This window comes from Sphaerotilus montanus, assembly GCF_013410775.1.
Classification (GTDB): Bacteria; Pseudomonadota; Gammaproteobacteria; order Burkholderiales; family Burkholderiaceae_C; genus Sphaerotilus; species Sphaerotilus montanus.
The window spans coordinates 4,574,228-4,594,582 of record NZ_JACCFH010000001.1 but is presented as its reverse complement, the minus strand read 5'-3'; the positions used below and the strand labels follow the sequence as shown (position 1 = coordinate 4,594,582).

The window sequence follows — 20,355 nt, the reverse complement described above, 5'->3', positions numbered from 1 at the left end:
CGAGGGGGCTCCCGCAGACTTCGAGGCCTGAACTGAAAGAAGTCGCAAGCAGTTGTCTGCATCGCGTTCGGTTCTGCTACAGGAGTCAGTGCATGTCCGTCTTTTCGTCACCAGCCCCAGAACGCACGAAGGACCCGGTCCGGTCCATCGGCGTGAATGCCTGGTTGATCACCTGCACCGCCGAGCGCACCCGCACCCGGGCCCGCCACGGCCGGGCGCGCTGGTGCCTGTCGGCGGGCCTGCGCCGCAAGCCGGCCACGACCCGGCCGCTCCGCGCGCTGGCCTGAACTGCACAGTCCGTGTGCCTGAAGTGCGCCTGAAGTGCGCCTGAAGTGAACTTTTTGGCATAACTTCCGCGCAAGCGTCGCCGGCTAGGATGTCGGCGATGCAGTTTTCAATCCGGAACCCTCAAGGACCATCGCTGCCGATGGTCGATCTGGGCAAGGCCCTCGCCTCCCAGTTCATCGTCTGGCACCACCTTGCCCTGTACGGCCCCATGTCCGACGTCGTCGGTCATCTCACGGGCGATCTGATGGAGTGGCTGGTCAGCCATGCGCGGCTCGCCGTGCAGGTCTTTCTCGTGATGGGGGGTTTTCTGGCCGCCCGCGGGCTCCTGCCGACTCCCGATGCCCCGACCCCTGCCGGCCCCGGCGTGCTGCTGCAGACCCAGTGGCGGCGTCTGAAGCGGTTGATGCCGCCGTACTTCGTGGCCTTGCTGGCCGCGGTGTGGTGCGCGCTGTGTGCCCGCACCCTGATCGACCATCCCACCATCCCGGAGGCACCGACCCTCTGGCAGTTCGTCACCAATGTGCTGATGCTGCAGGACGTGCTGGAGGAAGACGCCTTGTCGGCCGGTGTCTGGTACGTCGCCATCGACGCGCAGCTGTACGCGGCGCTGGCGCTGCTCTGTGCGCTGCGCCTCTGGTGGGGTGGGGACACCGCTGCCCGCGGGCGCGTCACGGCGCTGACCGTGGTGGTGCTGATCGGCGCGTCGCTGCTCTGGTTCAACCGCGAACCGCCTCTCGACATGTGGGCGCCGTACTTCATCGGCGCCTATGGTCTGGGCGTGATGGCGCAATGGGCGAGGGCGGCACGCCAGCGTGCCCTGTGGACCGGTGCCATCGTGGTGCTCACGGCATTGGCGCTGCTGGTGGAGTGGCGCAGCCGCGTGGCGCTGGCGGGTTGTGTGGCGCTGGTGCTGGCGCTGGACATCGGGCGCGGCTGGCGCTGGCTGAACGCCGGTCCGGTCCGCGGGGTGGTGGCCTTCCTGTCCCGCATCTCCTACACGGTGTTCCTGATGCACTACCCGGTGATTCTCGTGGTGGGCGCTGCGTTCTACCGCCTGTGGCCGACCTCGCCGGGCATGAACCTGCTGGGTCTGTTCGTCGCCTGGGGCACCAGCCTGGTGGCTGGCTGGTGGCTGCAGGTCGTCCTGACGCCACCAGCGGTGGCACGCACGACCGAGCGCGCGCCGGACCGGGTGGTCAGCCGGTCCTTTCACTCGGCCTCGGCCCTGCGCGCCTCGATCTCGAACGGATTGTCCCGGTAGGGCTCCCGGCCGCGCAGCCACGTCCAGCCGCTCGCCCCGAGGTAGAGCGGCCAGAACAGCAGGCCCCAGCGCTCGTACTGCCGCACGTGTGCCTGCTCGTGGCGGCGCCAGCGCGCCAGCGTGGCGTGGTCGCGCCCCAGGATGACGTGGCCGAGCGTGATCGCGACGAAATCCCGGACAGGCGGCCAGCGCCCGAAGCCGCGCAGCCGGTGCGCGCCGGCCACTTCGAGCTGGCCCTCGACCCACCGCGCCCGTGCCCCGCACGCCAGCGCGAGCCCGGCCAGCACCAGCCCGGCCAGCGTCACCGGCGCGACCCAGGCGTAGGCGATGGTGCGGTGCACCCGGTGGCGGGCGGGTCTCAAGCGCCGGATCCGCTGCGCGCCAGCGCCTCGGCCAGCTCGGCGCGCAGCAGGCGCAGCGCGGCCAGCTCCGTGTCCGGTGCCTGCAGCGCCGACCACAGCAGCGCCACCAGATCGGTCGAGACGGCGTCGATGTCGGTCGGCTTGTTCTGGGCGATGACCTCCCACAGGAGGTGCTCCATCGGCCCGAGCACCATCGAGCGCAGCAGCCGCAGCGGCACGTCCCGGCGCAGCTCGCCCGAGGCCTGACCGCGCGCGAGCAGGTCCATCAGCGGCGCGGTGTAGCGGCGCTGCAGCGGCAGGAAGCTCTCGCCCAGCGCCTGTCCCTTCGAGCGACCCTCCGACAGCACCAGCGCGCACAGCCCCGTGCCCTGCACCAGGAACAGCCGCAGGTGCGTCTGGATCAGGTAGTGCAGCTGCGCCCGGATCGGCTGCTCGCGCGGCAGGCCGGCTTCCATCGTCGCGATGATCTCGTCGTACCAGTCGCTGATCACGCGCACGCACAGCTCCCGCTTGCCGCGGAAGTAGGTGAAGACGGTCGCCTCGCTGATGCCCAGGCGCTGGGCGATCTCGGTGGTGGTCGCGTGCTCGTAGCCCTTTTCCGCGAACACCTCGCGGCCGACGCGCAGCAGGTCGCGGATGCGCTGCTCGGACTTGGCGCTGGCGGGGGCACGGCGACGGGGGCTGCGGGAGTCGTCGGAATCAGGGGATGGGCTGCTGCGCATGGGGCGATCTTAGTGGCCCGGTGGGTTGGCGTGCTTCGCAGTGGAGCGCGTGGGCTGCCCCAGGTGCTTTGTAAAAGAAAGTACCCGTAATGATAAAAATATACATACCAGACTATGATTTTTTTCACGAATAACAGCCAGTCTTGGCACTTTTGGGGTAAACCACGTGGATGCAACTGTTTTTGGAAATCCGCTGAGCCAGTGGTTGATGGCCGTGGGCCTGGTGGTCGGTGCCTTGCTGCTGGGCCGGATGCTGGTGGGCGTGCTGCACGCGTCGGCGCGCAAGCTGGGCAGTGGACTGGTCGTGGCCGTCAGCGAGGAGGCGTCAGCGCCCCTCACGGTGATGGCCATGCTGCTGGGCATGCGGCTGGCGATCGGGATGCTGTCGATGCCGGCCGCGCTGGGCACGGTGGCTGCGCAGGGCATCACGTTCGCCATCGCCGTGTCGCTCACCTGGCTGCTGGTGGCCGTCTACGACGCCTTCCACCGCAGCGTGTTCGAGCCGCAGGCGCGCAAGCCGGACAGCTCGATCGAGCTGCACCTGCTGATGGTGCTGCGCACGGTGGCGCATGTGCTGATCTGGCTTGCCGGTCTGGCGACGGCCCTCAACAGCATCGGCTTCGAAGTGACCGCGGTGCTGGCGGGTCTGGGGATCGGCGGCATGGCGCTGGCGCTGGCGGCCCAGGACACGGTGGCCAATATCTTCGGCGGCGTGGTCGTGCTGACGCAGCGTCCCTTCAAGGTCGGCGAGCGCATCGAGGTCAACGGCATCAACGGCTGGGTGCAGAAGATCGGCCTGCGCACGACCACGGTGACCAACTGGTACGGCCGCCTGGTGCAGATCCCCAACAAGGTCTTCACCGATGGTGTGGTCACCAACATCGACAGTCAGGGCTGCTACTACCAGGAAGCGCGCCTGCGCATCGAACCCTGGACGCCGCCGGCCAAGGTCGAAGAGGCGCTGGCCATCCTGCATGCGGTGGTGGCCGACAACGCGCTGTTGCTGAAGAGCGGCTGGGCGGCACTGGACAAGGTCGAGCCGGGTTACCTCGAACTGGAGTTCTGGTATGCCGTGGCCAAGTGGTCGTCCGACGAGCGGGCGCAGATCGGCAACGAGTACGAGAAGATCTGCCGCGCCAAGACGCAGGTGAACCTGGAAGTGCTGCGCCGCTTCGAGCAGGCCGGCATCCGCATGGCGCTGCCGCTGCGGGTGGAGATGCAACTGGACGAGCGTCCCGCCCCGGCGTCCACGCCCGTGGCCGTCCGTCCGACGCCTTCGCGGCTCCAGCCCGCCTGAGCCATGCCCGGTCCTGCCATCGCCCCCTCTGAACTGCGCCGGCGCTACCGCGCAGTCCGCGCCGTGACCGAGACGCTGTGTGCCCCGCTGCTGACCGAGGACTACCAGACCCAGGCCGCCGCCGAGGCCAGTCCGCCGAAGTGGCACATCGCCCACGTCACCTGGTTCTTCGAGACCTTCCTGCTCAAGCCGCACCACCCGGACTACCGGGCGGGGTTTCCGGGCTTCGAGGTGCTGTTCAACTCCTACTACGAGTCGATCGGCAAGTTCCATCCCCGCAATCAGCGCGGCCACCTCGCCCGGCCCTCGGTCGAGGATGTCTACCGCTACCGCCGCACGGTCGATGCGGCGATGGAGGAACTGTTCGATCTGCTGGAGCAGCAGCCGGATGCCGGCATCTGCGGCTTCATCGAACTCGGCCTGCACCACGAGCAGCAGCACCAGGAGCTGCTGTGCATGGACATCAAGGCCAACTTCGCGGTCAACCCGCTCAAGCCGGCCTACCGCCACGACCTGCCGCGCCGCACGGTCGAGTCCACCCGGCCGATGCGCTGGGTCGAGCTGGGCGAGGGGCTGCACGAGATCGGCCACGTCCGCGGCAGCGGCTTCGCCTTCGACAACGAGTCGCCGCGCCACCGCGTCTGGCTGGACCGCTACCGCGTCGCCGACCGGCTGGTGACCAACGGCGAATACCTCGCGTTCATCGAGTCCGGGGCCTACACGCAGGCCGCGCACTGGCTCTCCGACGGCTGGGCGCACATCCGCCGCCACGACTGGCAGCACCCGCTGTACTGGGAGCGGGACGGACAGGGCGGCTGGCTGGAGATGACGCTCGGAGGCTGGCGCCCGCTCGACCCGCACGCGCCGGTCTGCCACGTCAGCTACTACGAGGCCGAGGCCTATGCGCGCTGGGCCGGCCAACGCCTGCCGACCGAGGCCGAACTCGAAGTGGTGCTCGCGCAGCAGCCGCTGCAGGGCAACACCTTCGAACAGGGCTTCCTGCACCCCATGCCCGCCGGGCCGGAAGGCCAGTGGCACGGCGACCTCTGGACCTGGACCGGCTCGGCCTACCTGCCGTACCCGGGCTTCCGGCCGCTGGAAGGCTCGGCCGGTGAATACAACGGCAAGTTCATGTGCAACCAGATGGTGCTGCGCGGTGGTTGCTGCGCCACGTCGCTGGACCACCTGCGCGCGAGCTACCGCAATTTCTTCTACCCCCACGACCGCTGGGCCTTCACGGGCATCCGGCTCGCGGGGAATTGCTGATCTCTGGAGGATTCGACCGATGACGTACCGCTTTCACGACTGCCAGCCCGAGTTCGACGACTTCCACCACAGCGTGATCCACGGTCTGTCCGCGACGCCCAAGCAGATCCCGCCGAAGTTCTTCTACGACGAGGTCGGCTCGCAGATCTTCGACCAGATCTGTGCCCAGCCCGAGTACTACGTGCCCGCGGTCGAACGCAGCATCTTCGAGACCCATGCCGAGGACATCCTGGCGAGCCTGCAGATCGAGGACTGCCACCTGATCGAGCCCGGCGCGGGCAGCAGCATCAAGGTGCGCTTCCTGCTCGACCGGGTGCGCCCGGCGATGTACGTGCCGATGGACATCTCGGCCGAGCACCTACGCGCTTCGGCTGCGCGGCTGGCGGCGGACTATCCCGGGCTGCCGGTGCACGCGGTCTGTGTCGACCACACCAAGCCTTACGCGCTGCCGTCTGACATTCCCGCCACGCGGCGCGTGTTCTTCTACCCCGGCTCCAGCCTCGGCAACTTCGATCCGGCCGAGGCGATCCGCTTCCTGCGCGACCTGCGCAGCAAGGCGGGCGACGATGGCCGTCTGCTGATCGGTGTCGACACCAAGAAGCCGGCCGACATCCTGCACCTGGCCTACAACGACCCGGCCGGTGTCACCGCAGCGTTCAACCTCAATCTGCTGGAGCGCCTGCGCAAGGAGCTGGCCTCGGACGTCGACCCGGACAGCTTCGAGCACCGTGCCTTCTACAACGCCGCACGGGGACGCATCGAGATGCACCTCGTCAGCCGCGAAGCGCAGCGCGTGCGCGTCAACGGCAATACCTTCGACTTCGATGCCGGCGAGTCGATCCACACCGAGAACTCCTACAAGTACACGCCCGACGAACTCCGGCAACTGGCCTGGGATGCGGGCTGGATGGGCGAGAAGCTCTGGCTGGATGACAAAGGCTACTTCAGCGTGCATCTGCTGAAGGCGCGTACCTGACTCCGGCGCACCAGACCCCTGAACCTGACCTGCACGACATGTCCAACGATTTCCTCTTCACATCCGAATCCGTCTCGGAAGGGCACCCCGACAAGGTCGCCGACCAGATCTCCGACGCGATCCTCGACGCGATCTTCGAACAGGACCCGCGCAGCCGCGTGGCCGCCGAGACGCTGTGCAACACGGGCCTCGTCGTGCTGGCGGGCGAGATCACGACCAACGCGCACGTCGACTACATCCAGGTCGCCCGCGACACCATCAAGCGCATCGGCTACGACAACACCGAGTACGGCATCGACTACAAGGGCTGCGCGGTGCTGGTGGCCTACGACAAGCAGTCGAACGACATCGCGCAGGGCGTGGACCATGCGAGCGACGACCACCTGAACACCGGCGCCGGTGACCAGGGCCTGATGTTCGGCTACGCCTGCGACGAGACGCCGGAGCTGATGCCCGCGCCGATCTACTACGCCCACCGCCTCGTCGAGCGCCAGGCCCAGCTGCGCAAGGACGGCCGCATGCCCTTCCTGCGCCCGGACGCCAAGGGCCAGGTGACGATGCGCTACGTCGACGGCAAGCCGCACTCGATCAACACCGTCGTGCTCTCCACCCAGCACGACCCGGACCAGAGCGCGACGCAGACGACGATGAAGGCTTCGTTCATTGAGGCGATCCGCGAGGAGCTGATCAAGCCGGTGCTGCCGAAGGAGTGGATCACCGCGGACACCAAGTTCCTGATCAACCCGACGGGGCGCTTCGTCATCGGTGGTCCGCAAGGCGACTGTGGCCTGACCGGCCGCAAGATCATCGTCGATACCTACGGCGGCGCCTGCCCGCACGGCGGCGGTGCGTTCTCGGGCAAGGATCCGACCAAGGTGGACCGCTCGGCGGCGTATGCGGCGCGCTACGTGGCGAAGAACATCGTCGCGGCGGGGCTGGCGAAGCAGTGTCAGATCCAGGTGGCGTACGCGATCGGCGTGGCGCGGCCGATGAACGTGACGGTCTACACCGAAGGCACGGGCGTGATCTCCGACGAGAAGATCGCGCAACTGGTCAACGAGTTCTTCGACCTGCGTCCGCGCGGGATCATCCAGATGCTGGACCTGCTGCGGCCGATCTACACGAAGACCGCCGCGTACGGGCACTTCGGGCGCGAAGAGCCGGAGTTCACGTGGGAGCGCACGGACAAGGCAGCGCTGCTGCGCGCTGCCGCCGCGCATGCCTGATGCGCCGACCACCCGCCTGATCCACCACCCCTACCGGCCACCGGACGGGTTTGAAGGCGCGATGCCCGGGGTGTTCAAGGCGGCGACGGTGTATTTCCCGAACGTGGCGGCCTCGCGCACGGACGGGTGGATCGACAAGACCAGCTACACCTACGGGCTGCAGGGCACGCCGACCAGCTTCGTGCTGGAGGAGCGGCTGGCCACGCTCGAAGGTGCGCGCCGGGTGCTGCTCGCGCCGAGCGGTCGTTCGGCGGTGACGCTGGTCGAGGTGGTGGCGCTCCAGGCTGGGGACACGGTGGTGTTGCCACGCTCCGCGGTGGATGCGCAGGGCCATGACGCCGCCGGCCATGCGTTCGCGCGGGAGGATCTGGTTCGCTGGGGTGTCGGCGTCCGGGGCTACGACCCGATGTCCGTCGCCTCGCTGGCCGAGGTGGTGACGCCAGCCACGCGGCTGGTCTGGCTGGTCGCGCCGGATCCGGTGACGCTGGCCTTCCCGGACCTGCGCTGGCTGGTGCGCACCGTGCGCGAGCGGGCGCCGGGGGCCTTGGTCGCGCTGGACAACACCTGGGGCGCCGGACTCGCGTTCTGTGCCTTCGATCTCGGGGAGGGTCTGGCCGTCGATCTGACGATCCAGGACCTGGGTCCGCAGGTGTCGGGCGGTCAGGCTGGCCTGGGATCGGTGGCCTGTCGCGATGAGACGCTGTACCGGCGCCTGCTGTGGGGCCACACGCGGCTGGGGCTGGGTGTCGGCATGAACGAGGTCGAGTCGGTGCTGCGGGCCCTGCCGTCGCTGGCCTTGCGCCACGCCGCGCAGGACGCTGCGGCGCGGCAGATCGCGCAGTGGTGCCGGGCGCAACCCGCGATTGCCAGCGTGCGGCATCCGGTCAGTCCGGAGTCGCCGGGTCATGCCCACTGGGCGACGCTGTGCGGATCGGCGGCCGGTTTGGTCACGCTGCAGTTCGATGCTGGCGGTGGTCCGGACCGCCTCGACGCCTTCGCCGCAGCGCTGAAGACCTTCCGGCTGGGCGGCGGCTGGGGCGGGCCGGTGAGCCAGGCGCTGACGTTTCCTGGGTCCGACGGGCGAGGCGGCTGGGTGCGTCTGGCCGTGGGTCTGGAGGCGGTGGAGGATCTGGTGAACGACTTGGCCCGGGCTGTGGTGGCATTGAATTGAGTATTGCTCAACTTCAATCGCGGGCCGTCAGTTCGCTGCCGGAATGGCTTCCCGGTTGTGCTGAGTCAAAGAATGCGCAGGCCTTCAGGGTTTACCCGCAACCCTTGTTTTGAGTAAGGCTCAATAATTGTCGCCAGTTCCGACTGGAGACACACATGACGCCTCAAGATCTGGGAGTGCTTCCGCTGCATGGCCTCAGCCACGTCCGAGGGCCGGCGCAGCCGCAACTGTCCGTGCGCACCATGCCTGGCCTCTTGCGCGAGACCGTGGCGCGCTTCGGCGACCGCGAGGCCGTCGTGTTCCGCGAGCAGGGCGTGCGCTGGACGTGGCGTCAGTTCTCGGTCGAGGTCGACCGGCTGGGGGCGGGCCTGCTGGCGCTGGGCTTGCGGCGTGGTGATCGCCTGGGCATCTGGTCACCGAACCGCGTCGAGTGGCTGGTGACGCAGTTCGCCACGGCGCGCATCGGGGTGATCCTCGTCAACATCAACCCGTCGTACCGGCTGTCGGAGCTGGAATACGCGCTGCAGTTGTCGGGCTGCCGGGCGGTGGTCGCGGCGGAGCGGCTGCGCACGGCGGACTACCTGGCGATGCTGCAGACGGTGGCGCCGAAGCTGCCAGCGCTGGAATTCATCATCCGCATGGGCGACGGCGAGACGCAAGGGATGCTGCGCTACGCCGACGTGCTGGCGGCGCCGGAAGCGGTCGACGTGGCTGCGCTGGACGCGATCGAGGCCACGCTCGGCTGCCATGATCCGATCAACATCCAGTTCACCAGCGGCACCACCGGCCACCCCAAGGGCGCGACGCTGACGCACCACAACGTCGTCAACAACGCCATCGCGGTCGCGGCGGCGATGCGTTTCACTGCAGCCGACAAGCTCTGCATCCCCGTGCCGCTGTACCACTGCTTCGGCATGGTGCTGGCGGTGCTGGCCTGCGTGTCGAGCGGCGCTGCGATGGTGTTCCCCGGCGAGATCTTCGACGCGGGCGCGACGCTGGCCGCCGTGTCCGAGGAGGGCTGCACCGCGCTGCACGGCGTGCCGACGATGTTCATCGCCGAACTGGACCACCCGGAGTTCGCCACCTTCGACCTCAGCCGCCTGCGCACCGGGATCATGGCTGGCTCGCCTTGCCCGATCGAGACGATGAAGAAGGTCGTCGCGCAGATGCACCTGGTCGAGATCACCATCGCCTACGGCATGACCGAGACCAGCCCGGTGTCGTTCCAGAGCAGCGCCGACGATCCGCTCGACCGCCGCGTGACGACCGTCGGCCGCGTGCAGCCGCACGTCGAGGCCAAGGTGGTCGATGCCGAGTTCAAGACGGTCCCGGTTGGCACGCCCGGCGAGCTGTGGACCCGCGGCTACCTCGTGATGCAAGGTTACTGGGGCGACGAGGCGAAGACCCGCGAGGCCATCGTCGACGGCGGCTGGATGCGCACGGGTGATCTCGCCACGATCGACGCCGAGGGCTACTGCAACATCGTCGGCCGCGTGAAGGACATGCTGATCCGCGGCGGCGAGAACGTCTATCCGCGCGAGATCGAGGAGTTCCTGTTCCGCCACCCGAAGGTGCAGTCGGTGCAGGTCTTCGGCGTGCCGGACCAGAAGTACGGCGAGGAGGTCTGCGCGTGGATCGTGCTGCGGCCGGGCGAGACCTGTACCGCCGACGAGATCCAGACCTTCTGCCGCGACCAGATCGCCCACTACAAGGTGCCGCGCCACATCCGCTTCGTGGACGTCGCCGAGATGCCCATGACCATCACCGGCAAGGTGCAGAAGTACCTGATGCGCCGCGCCATGACCGAATCCCTCCAGCGCGCCGAAACCCGCACGGCCTGAACCCGCCCAACCCGCCCCCCACACGCCGTCATCCCCGCGCAAGCGGGGACCCACCCTTCCAGAAGCCCCCCCATGTTCGAATCCACCTTCCAGTTCCCCCTCGGCGACGACGTGGCCGCCCTGCGCGACGCCGTGCGCGACTTTGCCCAGCACGAGATCGCCCCCCGCGCCGCCGACATCGACCGCGACAACCTCTTCCCCCACGCGCTGTGGAAGAAGCTCGGCGACCTCGGTGTCCACGGCCTGACCGTCGCCGAGGAATACGGCGGCATGAACATGGGCTACGTCGCCCACATGGTCGCGATGGAGGAGATCAGCCGCGCCAGCGCCTCGGTGGGCCTCAGCTACGGCGCGCACTCCAACCTGTGCATCAACCAGATCAAGCGCAACGGCAGCGAAGCCCAGAAGCAGAAGTACCTGCCCAAGCTCATCAGCGGCGACCACATCGGCGCGCTGGCGATGAGCGAGCCGGGCGCGGGCTCGGACGTGGTGAGCATGAAGCTCAAGGCGGAGAAACGCGGCGACCGCTACGTGCTGAACGGCTCGAAGATGTGGATCACCAACGGCGGCGACGCCGACACGCTGGTCGTCTACGCCAAGACCGAGCCAGAAATGGGCGCGCGTGGCATGACGGCCTTCATCGTCGAGAAGGGCATGGCCGGCTTCACCCACGGCCACCACCTCGACAAGCTCGGCATGCGCGGCTCGAACACCTGGCCGCTGTTCTTCGACAACTGCGAAGTGCCGGAAGAGAACGTGCTCGGCGGCGAAGGCAATGGCGCCAAGGTGCTGATGTCGGGCCTAGATTTCGAGCGCATCGTGCTGTCGGGCGGGCCGCTGGGGATCATGGCGGCGTGCCTGGACGTGGTCGTGCCGTTTGTCCACGAGCGCAAGCAGTTCGGCCAGTCGATCGGCGAATTCCAGCTCATGCAGGGCAAGCTGGCGGACATGTACGCGACCTTCCAGGCCTGCCGCGCCTATGGCTACGCGGTGGCCGGCGCCTGTGACCGCGGCGACCACAGCCGCACGCTGCGCAAGGACGCGGCCGGCGTGATCCTCTACACCGCCGAGAAGGCGACGTGGATGGCGGGCGAGGCGATCCAGGCGCTCGGCGGCGTCGGCTACACCAACGAATACCCCACCGGCCGCCTCTGGCGCGACGCCAAGCTCTACGAGATCGGCGCCGGCACCAGCGAGATCCGCCGGATGCTGATCGGGCGCGAGCTGTTCAACGAGACCTGCTGAGCCGAAAGCCGAGCGACCACGCCATGCAAGCCCTTCAAAGCAAGATCAACCCGCGTTCGGATGATTTCCGTGCCAACGCGGCCCACATGAAAGCCCTGGTCGAGGATCTGCGTGTGCAGGCCGCGAAGGTGGCTCTCGGCGGCGGTGTATCGGCCCGCGCCAAGCACGCGGCCCGCGGCAAGCTGCTGCCCCGCGAGCGTGTGGACCAGTTGCTCGACCCCGGCACGCCCTTCCTGGAGATCGGCCAGCTCGCGGCACTCGGCCTGTACGACAACGACGCGCCGGCCGCAGGGATGATCGCCGGCATCGGCCGCGTGCAGGGCGTCGAATGCATGATCGTCGCCAACGACGCGACGGTGAAGGGCGGTACCTACTACCCGATGACGGTCAAGAAGCACCTGCGCGCGCAGGAGATCGCGATGCAGAACCACCTGCCGTGCATCTACCTCGTCGATTCGGGCGGCGCCTTCCTGCCGAAACAGGACGAGGTCTTCCCCGACCGCGACCACTTCGGCCGCATCTTCTTCAACCAGGCCACGATGTCGGCGATGGGCATCGCGCAGATCGCGGTCGTGATGGGCTCCTGCACGGCGGGCGGCGCGTATGTCCCGGCGATGAGCGACGAGACCATCATCGTCAAGAACCAGGGCACGATCTTCCTGGGCGGCCCGCCGCTGGTGAAGGCCGCGACCGGCGAAGTCGTCAGCGCGGAAGACCTGGGCGGTGGCGATGTCCACACCCGCGTCTCCGGCGTCGCCGACCACCTGGCCGAGAACGACAGCCACGCGCTGTTCATCTGCCGCCGCATCGTCGCGAACCTGAACCGCCGCAAGCCGTCACAGCTCGTGCTCGCCCCGAGCGAAGCGCCGTTGTACGACCCGGAAGAGATCTACGGCATCGTCTCGGCCGACCCGCGCAAGCCCTACGACGTGCGCGAGATCATCGCCCGCGTCGTGGACGGCTCGCGATTCGACGAGTTCAAGGCCCGCTACGGCACGACGCTGGTGACCGGCTTCGCGTACCTGCACGGCATGCCGATCGGCATCATCGCCAACAACGGCATCCTGTTCGGCGAGTCGGCGCAGAAGGGCGCGCACTTCATCGAACTCTGCGCCCAGCGCGGTATCCCGCTGGTCTTTCTGCAGAACATCACCGGCTTCATGGTGGGCCGCAAGGTCGAGAGCGCCGGCATCGCCAAGGACGGCGCCAAGATGGTCACCGCTGTCGCCACCGCCCAGGTGCCCAAGCTCACGGTGCTGATCGGCGGCTCGTTCGGCGCGGGCAACTACGGCATGTGTGGCCGGGCCTATTCGCCGCGCTTCCTGTGGATGTGGCCGAACTCGCGGATCAGCGTGATGGGCGGCGAACAGGCCGCCAGCGTGCTGGCCACCGTCAAGCGCGACGGCATCGAGGGCAAGGGCGGCGCGTGGTCGGCCGACGACGAAGCTGCGTTCAAGGCGCCGATCCGCCAGCAGTACGAGGACCAAGGCCATCCGTACTACGCGACGGCCCGTCTCTGGGACGACGGCGTGGTCGATCCGGCGCAGACGCGGCGCACGCTCGGGCTGTCGCTGTCGGCGTCGCTGAATGCGCCGATCGAACCGACGAAGTTCGGCTTGTTCCGCATGTGAGGCCACAGCGATGACGATGACCACCTTGAAGATCGATCGGCGCGGTGAAGCGGCGCGGTGCGTCGCCTGGGTCTGGATGGCCAAGCCGGCCGTCCACAACGCCTTCGACGAGACGCTGATCGCCGAACTGACCGCCACGCTGCTGGCGCTGGACGCCGACCCCACCGTGCGCGTGATCGTGCTGGCGGGTGAGGGCAAGAGCTTCTCGGCCGGCGCCGACCTGACGTGGATGCAGCGCCAGGGCGCGGCGTCCGTGGACGAGAACCTCGCCGACGCGCGCCGACTCGCCGAACTGTTCCGTACGCTGTCCACCTTGGCCAAGCCGACGATTGCGCGTGTCCACGGCGCAGCGCTCGGTGGCGGCATGGGGCTGGCTGCCGCCTGCGACATCTGCGTGGCGAGCGACCGGGCGGTGTTCGCGACCTCCGAAGTGAAGTTCGGGATCATCCCGTCCGCCATCAGCCCCTACGTGATCCGCGCCATCGGCGAGCGGCAGGCCTACCGCTACTTCCAGACCGCCGAGCGCATCTCCGCGGCGCGTGCCCGCGAGATCGGCCTGGTCCACGAGGTCACCGACAGCGAAGGTGGGCTGGACCCGCAGATCGAGGCGATCGTCGAGGCGCTGCTCGCCGGTGGCCCGAACGCCCAGGCGGCGGCGACCGATCTGATCCGGGCGGTGGCGAACAAGCCGGTGACCGACGACGTGGTGGACGACACCGCCCGCCGCATCGCCACGCTGCGCGCCACGCCGGAAGCGCGTGAGGGCTTGAGCGCTTTCCTCGACAAACGACAGGCTGCGTGGATGGTTTCCGCGCCCGCACCGAACCCCACGACGGGACACTGACATGTTCACCAAGATCCTGATCGCCAACCGCGGCGAGATCGCCTGCCGCGTCATCAAGACGGCACGCCGCATGGGCATCGCGACCGTCGCGGTGTACTCCGACGCCGATGCCAATGCCCGCCATGTCCGCCTGGCCGACGAGGCGGTGCGCATCGGCCCAGCCGCGGCGCGCGAGAGCTACCTGCGCGCCGACAAGATCCTCGAAGTCGCCCGCGCCACGGGTGCGCAGGCGGTTCACCCCGGCTACGGCTTCCTGTCCGAAAACGACGCCTTCGCCGACGCTTGCGCCGAGGCTGGCATCGTCTTCATCGGCCCGCCCGCGTCGGCGATCCGGGCGATGGGCAGCAAGTCCGCAGCCAAGGCGCTGATGGACAAGGCCGGTGTGCCGCTGACGCCGGGCTACCACGGCGACCAGCAGGAACCCGCCTTCCTCGCCGAACAGGCGGCGTGCATCGGCTACCCGGTGCTGATCAAGGCCAGCGCGGGCGGCGGCGGCAAGGGGATGCGCCGCGTCGACCGTGCCGAGGACTTCGAGTCCGCGCTCGCCTCCTGCCAGCGCGAGGCGATCAACGCGTTCGGCGATCAGCACGTGCTGGTCGAGAAGTACGTGCTCAGGCCGCGCCACATCGAGATCCAGGTCTTCGGCGACACGCAGGGCGACTGCGTCTACCTGTTCGAGCGCGACTGCTCGGTGCAGCGCCGACATCAGAAGGTGCTGGAAGAAGCGCCCGCGCCCGGCATGACCCCCGAGCGCCGCGCCGCGATGGGCCAGGCGGCGGTCGAGGCGGCCAAGGCGGTCGGCTACGTCGGCGCCGGCACGGTCGAGTTCATCGCCAACCAGGACGGCTCGTTCTACTTCATGGAGATGAACACCCGCCTCCAGGTCGAGCACCCGGTCACTGAAATGATCACCGGGCTGGACCTCGTCGAATGGCAACTGCGCGTCGCGTCTGGCGAGCCGCTGCCGCTGCGCCAGGAGCAGCTCACGCTCGATGGCCACGCGCTGGAGGCCCGCATCTACGCGGAAGATCCGGACCGCGGTTTCCTGCCGTCGACCGGCCGCTTGGTGCATCTGGTCCCGCCGGCCGAGAGCGACCATGTGCGCGTGGACACCGGCGTCGAGCAGGGCGACGAGATCTCGCCGCACTACGACCCGATGATCGCCAAGCTCATCGTCTGGGACCGCGACCGGCCGCGGGCGCTGGCACGGATGCGGGCGGCGCTGGCGCAGTACCGCGTGGTCGGCGTGTCGAACAACGTCGAGTTCCTGCAGCGGCTGGTGACGGCGCCCGCGTTCGCCAACGCTGATCTCGACACCGCGCTGATCGAGCGCGAGAACGCTGTGCTGTTCCCCGCCGCACAGCCGGTGCCGCAGGCGGTCTGGGCGCTGGCGGCGCTGGCCGAACTGCAGCGCGAGGCGCAAGGCGTGCGCGACGATTCGCCGTGGTCCGTGCTCGATGGCTGGCGCCTGAATTCGACCACCTTGCGCACGCTGACGCTGCGTCTCGGCGACGAGGTGCAGCCGGTCGGTGTCGCCTACGTCAGCGGCGGCCATGAACTGACGATCGGTGGCCAGTTGCTGACCGTGCGCGGCCAGTTCGGCCCGAGCGGCACGGTCCACGCGCAGATCGGCGAACGCCGCGTCAGCGCGGCCGTCGTCACCAGCGGCGAGAAGCGGCAGGTGTTCTTCGAGGGCCGTTCGTGGCCGGTCACCGTCGTGGGCGCGCTCAGCGCGGGCGGTGGCGGCGACGACCATGCCGGTGGTCTGAAGGCGCCGATGCCCGGCAAGGTGATCGCGCTGATCGCCACGGCCGGCAGCGTGGTCGAGAAGGGCACGCCGCTGCTGGTGCTCGAAGCCATGAAGATGGAGCACACCATCAGCGCGCCGGCCAAGGGGCGGGTGAAGGCGTTCCACTTCGCGGCGGGCGATCAGGTCACGGACGGGGTCGATCTGGTGGACTTTGAAGTCGAGGTGCAGCCATGAAACTTCTGGACCTGGAACCCGCGCGGGACGTTCGCATCGTCGAAGTCGGCCCGCGCGACGGCCTGCAGAACGAGAAGCAGCTCATCCCCACCGCCACCAAGCTGGCGCTGATCCGTCGCCTGGCCGCCGCGGGCCTGCAGGACATCGAAGCGACGTCCTTCGTGTCGCCGAAGTGGGTGCCGCAGATGGCCGACCACGCCGAGGTGATGGCCGGCCTGCCGTCGCAGGACGAATTCCCCGGCGTGAACTACCCGGTGCTGACGCCGAACCTGAAGGGCTTCGAGGCGGCGATGGCCGCAGGCGCCAAGGAGGTGGCGGTGTTCGCAGCGGCGTCCGAGGCGTTCTCGCAGAAGAACATCAACTGCTCGATCGCCGAATCGATCACCCGCTTCGAGCCGATCCTGGCCGCGGCGCAGGCGGCGGGTATGCGCGTGCGGGGCTACATCTCCTGCGTGGTGGGCTGTCCCTACGAGGGCGCCATCACGCCGCAGGTGGTGGCGGATGTGGCTTGGCGACTGCGTGATCTGGGCTGCTACGAGGTGTCGCTGGGCGACACGATCGGCGTCGGCAACCCGGCCAGCGTGGCGCGGATGCTCGAAGCGGTCGGGGCGCGGGTGCCGATGGCGCAACTCGCTGGTCATTACCACGACACCTACGGCATGGGCGCAGCCAACGTCCATGCGAGCTACCAGATGGGTGTGCGCGTGTTCGACAGCTCGGTCGCCGGGCTGGGCGGCTGTCCGTATGCGAAGGGCGCGACCGGCAATGTCGCCACCGAGGATGTCGTGTGGCTGCTGCACGGGCTGGGTGTGCGCACCGGTGTGGACCTGGAAGCGCTGGTCGACTGCGGCGCCTGGATCAGCGCGGAACTCGGGCGGCTGTCGGGTTCGCGGGTGGCGCGGGCGCTGCTGGCGCGGCGCGGCTGAAGGCTGGCGGACCCGGCGACGGGTCAGCGGATCCGGGTCTTGCTGTCCTGCTGCTTGTTGCCGGAGTTCGGCAGCACGTGCAGCGTCGCTTCGGCGATGCCGACGCGGATCATGTTGAGTTTCTCGGCCGCGGCGCGCGACAGATCGGCCACCCGCCCGCCCGTGAACGGACCGCGGTCATTCACGGTCACGACCACGCTGCGCTGATTGGCGGTGTTCGTGATCATCACCTTGGTGCCGATCGGCAGCGTGCGGTGCGCCATCGTCATCTCTTCGGCGTCGTAGGGCGTGCCACTGGCCGTCGGGCGGCCGTGGAACTTGTCGGCATAGAACGACACGCGGCCGGTCTGGAACAGCGTGGCGGCGGCGGTGGCCGCGCTCACCGCGGTCGTGGTGGCGACGTTGGCCACGCTGAACACCGCCGCCGTGGCCACCGTGGCTGCATCCATGGCCGCGCTGGTGGCTGTGCTGGCTGCCGTGGTGGCCACCGTGGTCGCCGCGCTGGCGGCGCTGGCGACGGCCATGCCGGCGGCGCTGGTGACCCGCTCGATCGGACGCTCCACCAGCCGCTCGAAACTGGAGGCCGCCGAAGCAGCCCGTTCGGCTGGCTCCGCTGCCACGGCCCGCGGGACCTCGCTGATGGCCTGTCCTTCTGCTGCCTGGCTGGCGGGGGCAAACGCGGCCAGCGTGGTGGCAAGGCTGAGACAGGTCAGGGTGGTCTTCGCGGTGCGTGCAATCAATGTCGATCTCCGTCCGGGGGGCAACTGGGAGCGCAGTCTAACGGCATCCGCAAGCTGCGTGAAACAGGGATAAGCGCTGGTACCAGCCAATTTGTTCAATTGCGGCGCGCACTTACCGCTGTCGGCGGGGTGTGTTCAGCGCGTGAACAGCCGCTTCCAGCCGGCCTGTCCGAGCGCCTTCAGCGTCTCGATGTTGCGCTCGTAGATGTCGCCTGCATCCGGAAATGCGGCCACCGCGGCGTCGATGCTGTCCTCGCGCAGCAGGTGCAGCGTGGGGTAGGGCGCGCGGTTGCTGTAGTTCTCGATGTCGTCGATGTGGGTCTCGTCGAACTGGTAGTCGGGGTGGAAACTGGCGACCTGCAGGATGCCGTCGAGCTGCAGTTCTTCCACGGCCGCGTCGGCCACGTCGAGGAAATCGTTGTAGTCCATGAAGTCGCCGAGCACCTGCGGATGGATCAGCAGCGTGGTCTCGATCTTCTCGGGCGAGGCCTCGGCCAGCGTTTCCAGCTCCTTCACCAGGTCTTCCAGCAGGGCTTCCGGCGTGGTGGCCGCGCTGACCACGTAGCGGATCTGCGCCTTCACATGCACCGCCTTGGCGAAGGGGCACAGGTTCAGGCCGATGACGGCTTTCTCCAGCCACTCGACGGTGTCGGCGATGACCCGGGTGTCGTCCGGGGTGGGGGTGGGGGTGGGCGTAGGGGTGTTCTGGCTCATTCGGGGATCTCCACGCCGCGCTCGCGCAGCAGGTCTTTCAGGGCGGGCAGCAAGGGCCCGAGGCGTTCTTCCAGCGTGTCGCGCACCGTGTCGACCAGCACCTGCGTCTGCCGCTCGATCTCGATGTTCAGCGCGTCGCCGACCTGCTTGTCGCCGAAGGTGGTCTGGCGCAGCGTCTCGGGGATCAGCCAGACCTCGAACCAGCCGGCCTGGCGGTCGGCCTCGGCGATGGTCAGGCTCGCGCCGTTGATGGCGATGTAGCCCTTCGGAAACACGTAGCGCATCCACGGCGCTGGCACCGCGATGCGCAGCACGTGGTTGTTCTCGGGCCGGCGGATCTCGGCGACCGTGGCCTGGAAGTCGATGTGACCGGACAGCGGATGGCCGCCGATCTCCACGCCATCGCGGGCGGCGCGCTCGACGTTGATCCGGCTGCCGACCTGCAGCGTGCCGAGCGTGGTGAGGTTCAGGCTCTGCTGCATCACGTCGAAGTCGGCGTGCAGCGCGTCGCGGTGCTGCGTGACGGTCAGGCAGGTGCCGTCGCAGGCGACGCTGGCGCCGATCTCCTGGCCCTCCAGGAAGCCGAGCGGGAAGGCGAGCGTGAAGCTGCGCAGGCCGGGGCGGTCGGTGATGGCCGCGACGGTGGCGATGGACTGGACGATGCCGGTGAACATGGGCGTGATCCTTGGTACTGGAGCTGGAAGCTGGAATCGGGTGGCGCGGCGCTCAGACCACGGTGACGCGCGGCGCACCGGCTGCCAGCGTGCCGACGACCGCCGCCTCGCCGAACCCGGCCTCGCGGAACATCGCCAGCACCGCGTCCACGCCGTCCGCCGCCACGCTCACCAGCAGCCCGCCGCTGGTCTGTGGATCGGTGACCAGCGCGCGCTGCCAGTCCGGGAAACCGTCGGGCAGGGTGACGCTGGCGCCGTAGCTGGCCCAGTTGCGCGTCGAGGCGCCGGTCCAGATGCCGTTCTGCGCGTGGCCGACCGCACTGGCGATCAGCGGCAGCGCGTCCCAGCGCACCTCGGCCGCGAGCTTCGAGCCGCGGCAGATCTCCAGCAGGTGCCCGGCCAGACCGAAGCCGGTGACGTCGGTGATCGCGTGCACGCTGTCCAGCCCGGCCAGGTCGGCGCCGACGCGGTTCAGCTTGGTCGTGTGGCGCAGCATCTCGGCGTAGCCGGCTGCGTCCAGCAGGCCCTTCTTCAGCGCCGCCGACAGCACGCCCACGCCGAGCGGCTTGCCCAGCACCAGCACATCGCCGGCCTGCGCGTCCGCATTGCGCCGCACGCGCTTCGGATGGACTAGCCCGAGCGCCACCAGCCCGTAGATCGGCTCGACCACGTCGATCGAGTGGCCGCCCGCGATCGGGATGCCCGCTTCGCGGCACACGCTCGCGCCGCCTTCCAGGATGCGTCCGATCACCTCGGGCGAGAGCTTGCTGATCGGCATGCCGACGATGGCCAGCGCCATGATCGGGCGGCCCCCCATCGCGTAGACGTCCGACAGCGCGTTGGTCGCGGCGATGCGGCCGAAGTCGTAGGGGTCGTCGACGATCGGGGTGAAGAAGTCGGTGGTCGCCACCAGCGCCTGCTCGTCATTGAGGCGCCAGACGGCGGCGTCGTCGCTGGTCTCGATGCCGACCATCAGCTCTGGCGGGATCAGGCCCGGCGTGTTGCGCGCCAGGATGTCGCTGAGCACGCCCGGGGCGATCTTGCAGCCGCAGCCGCCGCCGTGGGCGAGCTGGGTGAGGGCGGGCGAGGAAGTGGCCGGGAGGGTCATGGTCGGGGTCGGTGGCGAAGGCGAGACAATCGGGGACACGGGGCCGGACGGAACGATCTGGCCGAACCTGCCGATTTTG

General features: G+C 68.7%; 19 protein-coding genes. 13 read left to right on the top strand and 6 right to left on the bottom strand.

What is annotated here, in order from left to right:
• The first annotated feature begins 92 nt into the window (after nucleotides 1-92).
• Entirely contained in the window at nucleotides 93-287 is a 195-nt protein-coding gene (locus BDD16_RS20985) for a hypothetical protein (protein WP_179635718.1), read from the top strand.
• A 98-nt stretch (nucleotides 288-385) separates the two neighbouring features.
• Nucleotides 386-1,549: an acyltransferase family protein gene (locus BDD16_RS20980; protein ID WP_179635717.1), complete on the top strand. Its 1,164-nt coding sequence runs from the start codon at nucleotides 386-388 to the stop codon at nucleotides 1,547-1,549.
• On the opposite strand, the gene BDD16_RS20975 is transcribed toward BDD16_RS20980, so the two are convergent.
• Nucleotides 1,498-1,911, bottom strand: a complete 414-nt coding sequence (locus BDD16_RS20975) for a signal peptide prediction (RefSeq protein WP_218897895.1) — start codon at nucleotides 1,909-1,911, stop codon at nucleotides 1,498-1,500. The genes BDD16_RS20980 and BDD16_RS20975 overlap by 52 nt on opposite strands.
• Entirely contained in the window at nucleotides 1,908-2,633 is a 726-nt protein-coding gene (locus BDD16_RS20970) for a TetR/AcrR family transcriptional regulator (RefSeq protein WP_179635716.1), read from the bottom strand. Before BDD16_RS20970 ends, BDD16_RS20975 begins: the two co-directional genes overlap by 4 nt.
• A 208-nt stretch (nucleotides 2,634-2,841) precedes the next feature.
• On the opposite strand from BDD16_RS20970, the gene BDD16_RS20965 reads away from it, so the two are divergent.
• The 11 genes from BDD16_RS20965 (at nucleotide 2,842) to BDD16_RS20915 (ending at nucleotide 17,040) form a co-directional block, all read left to right on the top strand.
• Entirely contained in the window at nucleotides 2,842-3,930 is a 1,089-nt protein-coding gene (locus tag BDD16_RS20965; RefSeq protein WP_179635715.1) for a mechanosensitive ion channel family protein, read from the top strand.
• Between the two features lie 3 nt (nucleotides 3,931-3,933).
• Complete coding sequence (gene egtB, locus BDD16_RS20960; protein ID WP_179635714.1) at nucleotides 3,934-5,196, top strand: ergothioneine biosynthesis protein EgtB; 1,263 nt, start codon at nucleotides 3,934-3,936, stop codon at nucleotides 5,194-5,196.
• A gap of 19 nt (nucleotides 5,197-5,215) precedes the next feature.
• Nucleotides 5,216-6,172 (top strand): L-histidine N(alpha)-methyltransferase, encoded by a 957-nt coding sequence (egtD, locus tag BDD16_RS20955; RefSeq protein ID WP_179635713.1) that lies wholly within the window; start codon nucleotides 5,216-5,218, stop codon nucleotides 6,170-6,172.
• A 38-nt stretch (nucleotides 6,173-6,210) separates the two neighbouring features.
• Complete coding sequence (gene metK / locus BDD16_RS20950) at nucleotides 6,211-7,398, top strand: methionine adenosyltransferase (protein WP_179635712.1); 1,188 nt, start codon at nucleotides 6,211-6,213, stop codon at nucleotides 7,396-7,398.
• The gene (locus tag BDD16_RS20945; RefSeq protein ID WP_179635711.1) at nucleotides 7,391-8,569 is read left to right on the top strand and encodes a PLP-dependent transferase; all 1,179 of its coding nucleotides are present in this window, start codon (nucleotides 7,391-7,393) and stop codon (nucleotides 8,567-8,569) included. The genes metK and BDD16_RS20945 overlap by 8 nt, the downstream gene beginning before the upstream one ends.
• Nucleotides 8,570-8,712: 143 nt before the next feature.
• Nucleotides 8,713-10,410 carry an AMP-binding protein gene (locus tag BDD16_RS20940; protein ID WP_375139102.1) on the top strand — a complete coding sequence of 566 codons (1,698 nt, stop codon included), beginning with the start codon at nucleotides 8,713-8,715 and terminating at the stop codon, nucleotides 10,408-10,410.
• Nucleotides 10,411-10,482: 72 nt separating this feature from the next.
• Complete coding sequence (locus BDD16_RS20935) at nucleotides 10,483-11,655, top strand: isovaleryl-CoA dehydrogenase (protein WP_179635709.1); 1,173 nt, start codon at nucleotides 10,483-10,485, stop codon at nucleotides 11,653-11,655.
• 23 nt (nucleotides 11,656-11,678) lie between these two features.
• Nucleotides 11,679-13,286 (top strand): carboxyl transferase domain-containing protein, encoded by a 1,608-nt coding sequence (locus BDD16_RS20930; protein WP_179635708.1) that lies wholly within the window; start codon nucleotides 11,679-11,681, stop codon nucleotides 13,284-13,286.
• 16 nt (nucleotides 13,287-13,302) lie between these two features.
• Complete coding sequence (locus BDD16_RS20925; protein ID WP_218897894.1) at nucleotides 13,303-14,130, top strand: enoyl-CoA hydratase/isomerase family protein; 828 nt, start codon at nucleotides 13,303-13,305, stop codon at nucleotides 14,128-14,130.
• A 1-nt stretch (nucleotide 14,131) separates the two neighbouring features.
• The gene (locus BDD16_RS20920) at nucleotides 14,132-16,114 is read left to right on the top strand and encodes an acetyl/propionyl/methylcrotonyl-CoA carboxylase subunit alpha (protein WP_179635706.1); all 1,983 of its coding nucleotides are present in this window, start codon (nucleotides 14,132-14,134) and stop codon (nucleotides 16,112-16,114) included.
• Nucleotides 16,111-17,040, top strand: a complete 930-nt coding sequence (locus tag BDD16_RS20915) for a hydroxymethylglutaryl-CoA lyase (protein WP_179635705.1) — start codon at nucleotides 16,111-16,113, stop codon at nucleotides 17,038-17,040. Before BDD16_RS20920 ends, BDD16_RS20915 begins: the two co-directional genes overlap by 4 nt.
• A 23-nt stretch (nucleotides 17,041-17,063) precedes the next feature.
• Here the strand turns inward: BDD16_RS20915 and BDD16_RS20910 are convergent, their stop codons facing one another.
• The 4 genes from BDD16_RS20910 to selD form a co-directional block, all read right to left on the bottom strand.
• Nucleotides 17,064-17,780, bottom strand: a complete 717-nt coding sequence (locus BDD16_RS20910) for a septal ring lytic transglycosylase RlpA family protein (RefSeq protein WP_246332630.1) — start codon at nucleotides 17,778-17,780, stop codon at nucleotides 17,064-17,066.
• A gap of 135 nt (nucleotides 17,781-17,915) precedes the next feature.
• Nucleotides 17,916-18,494: a DUF1415 domain-containing protein gene (locus tag BDD16_RS20905; RefSeq protein ID WP_179635704.1), complete on the bottom strand. Its 579-nt coding sequence runs from the start codon at nucleotides 18,492-18,494 to the stop codon at nucleotides 17,916-17,918.
• Complete coding sequence (locus BDD16_RS20900) at nucleotides 18,491-19,168, bottom strand: riboflavin synthase subunit alpha (protein ID WP_179635703.1); 678 nt, start codon at nucleotides 19,166-19,168, stop codon at nucleotides 18,491-18,493. The genes BDD16_RS20905 and BDD16_RS20900 overlap by 4 nt, the downstream gene beginning before the upstream one ends.
• A 52-nt stretch (nucleotides 19,169-19,220) precedes the next feature.
• On the bottom strand, nucleotides 19,221-20,276 hold the full coding sequence (gene selD / locus BDD16_RS20895; protein WP_179635702.1) for a selenide, water dikinase SelD: 1,056 nt from the start codon (nucleotides 20,274-20,276) through the stop codon (nucleotides 19,221-19,223).
• Nucleotides 20,277-20,355: the final 79 nt, after the last annotated feature.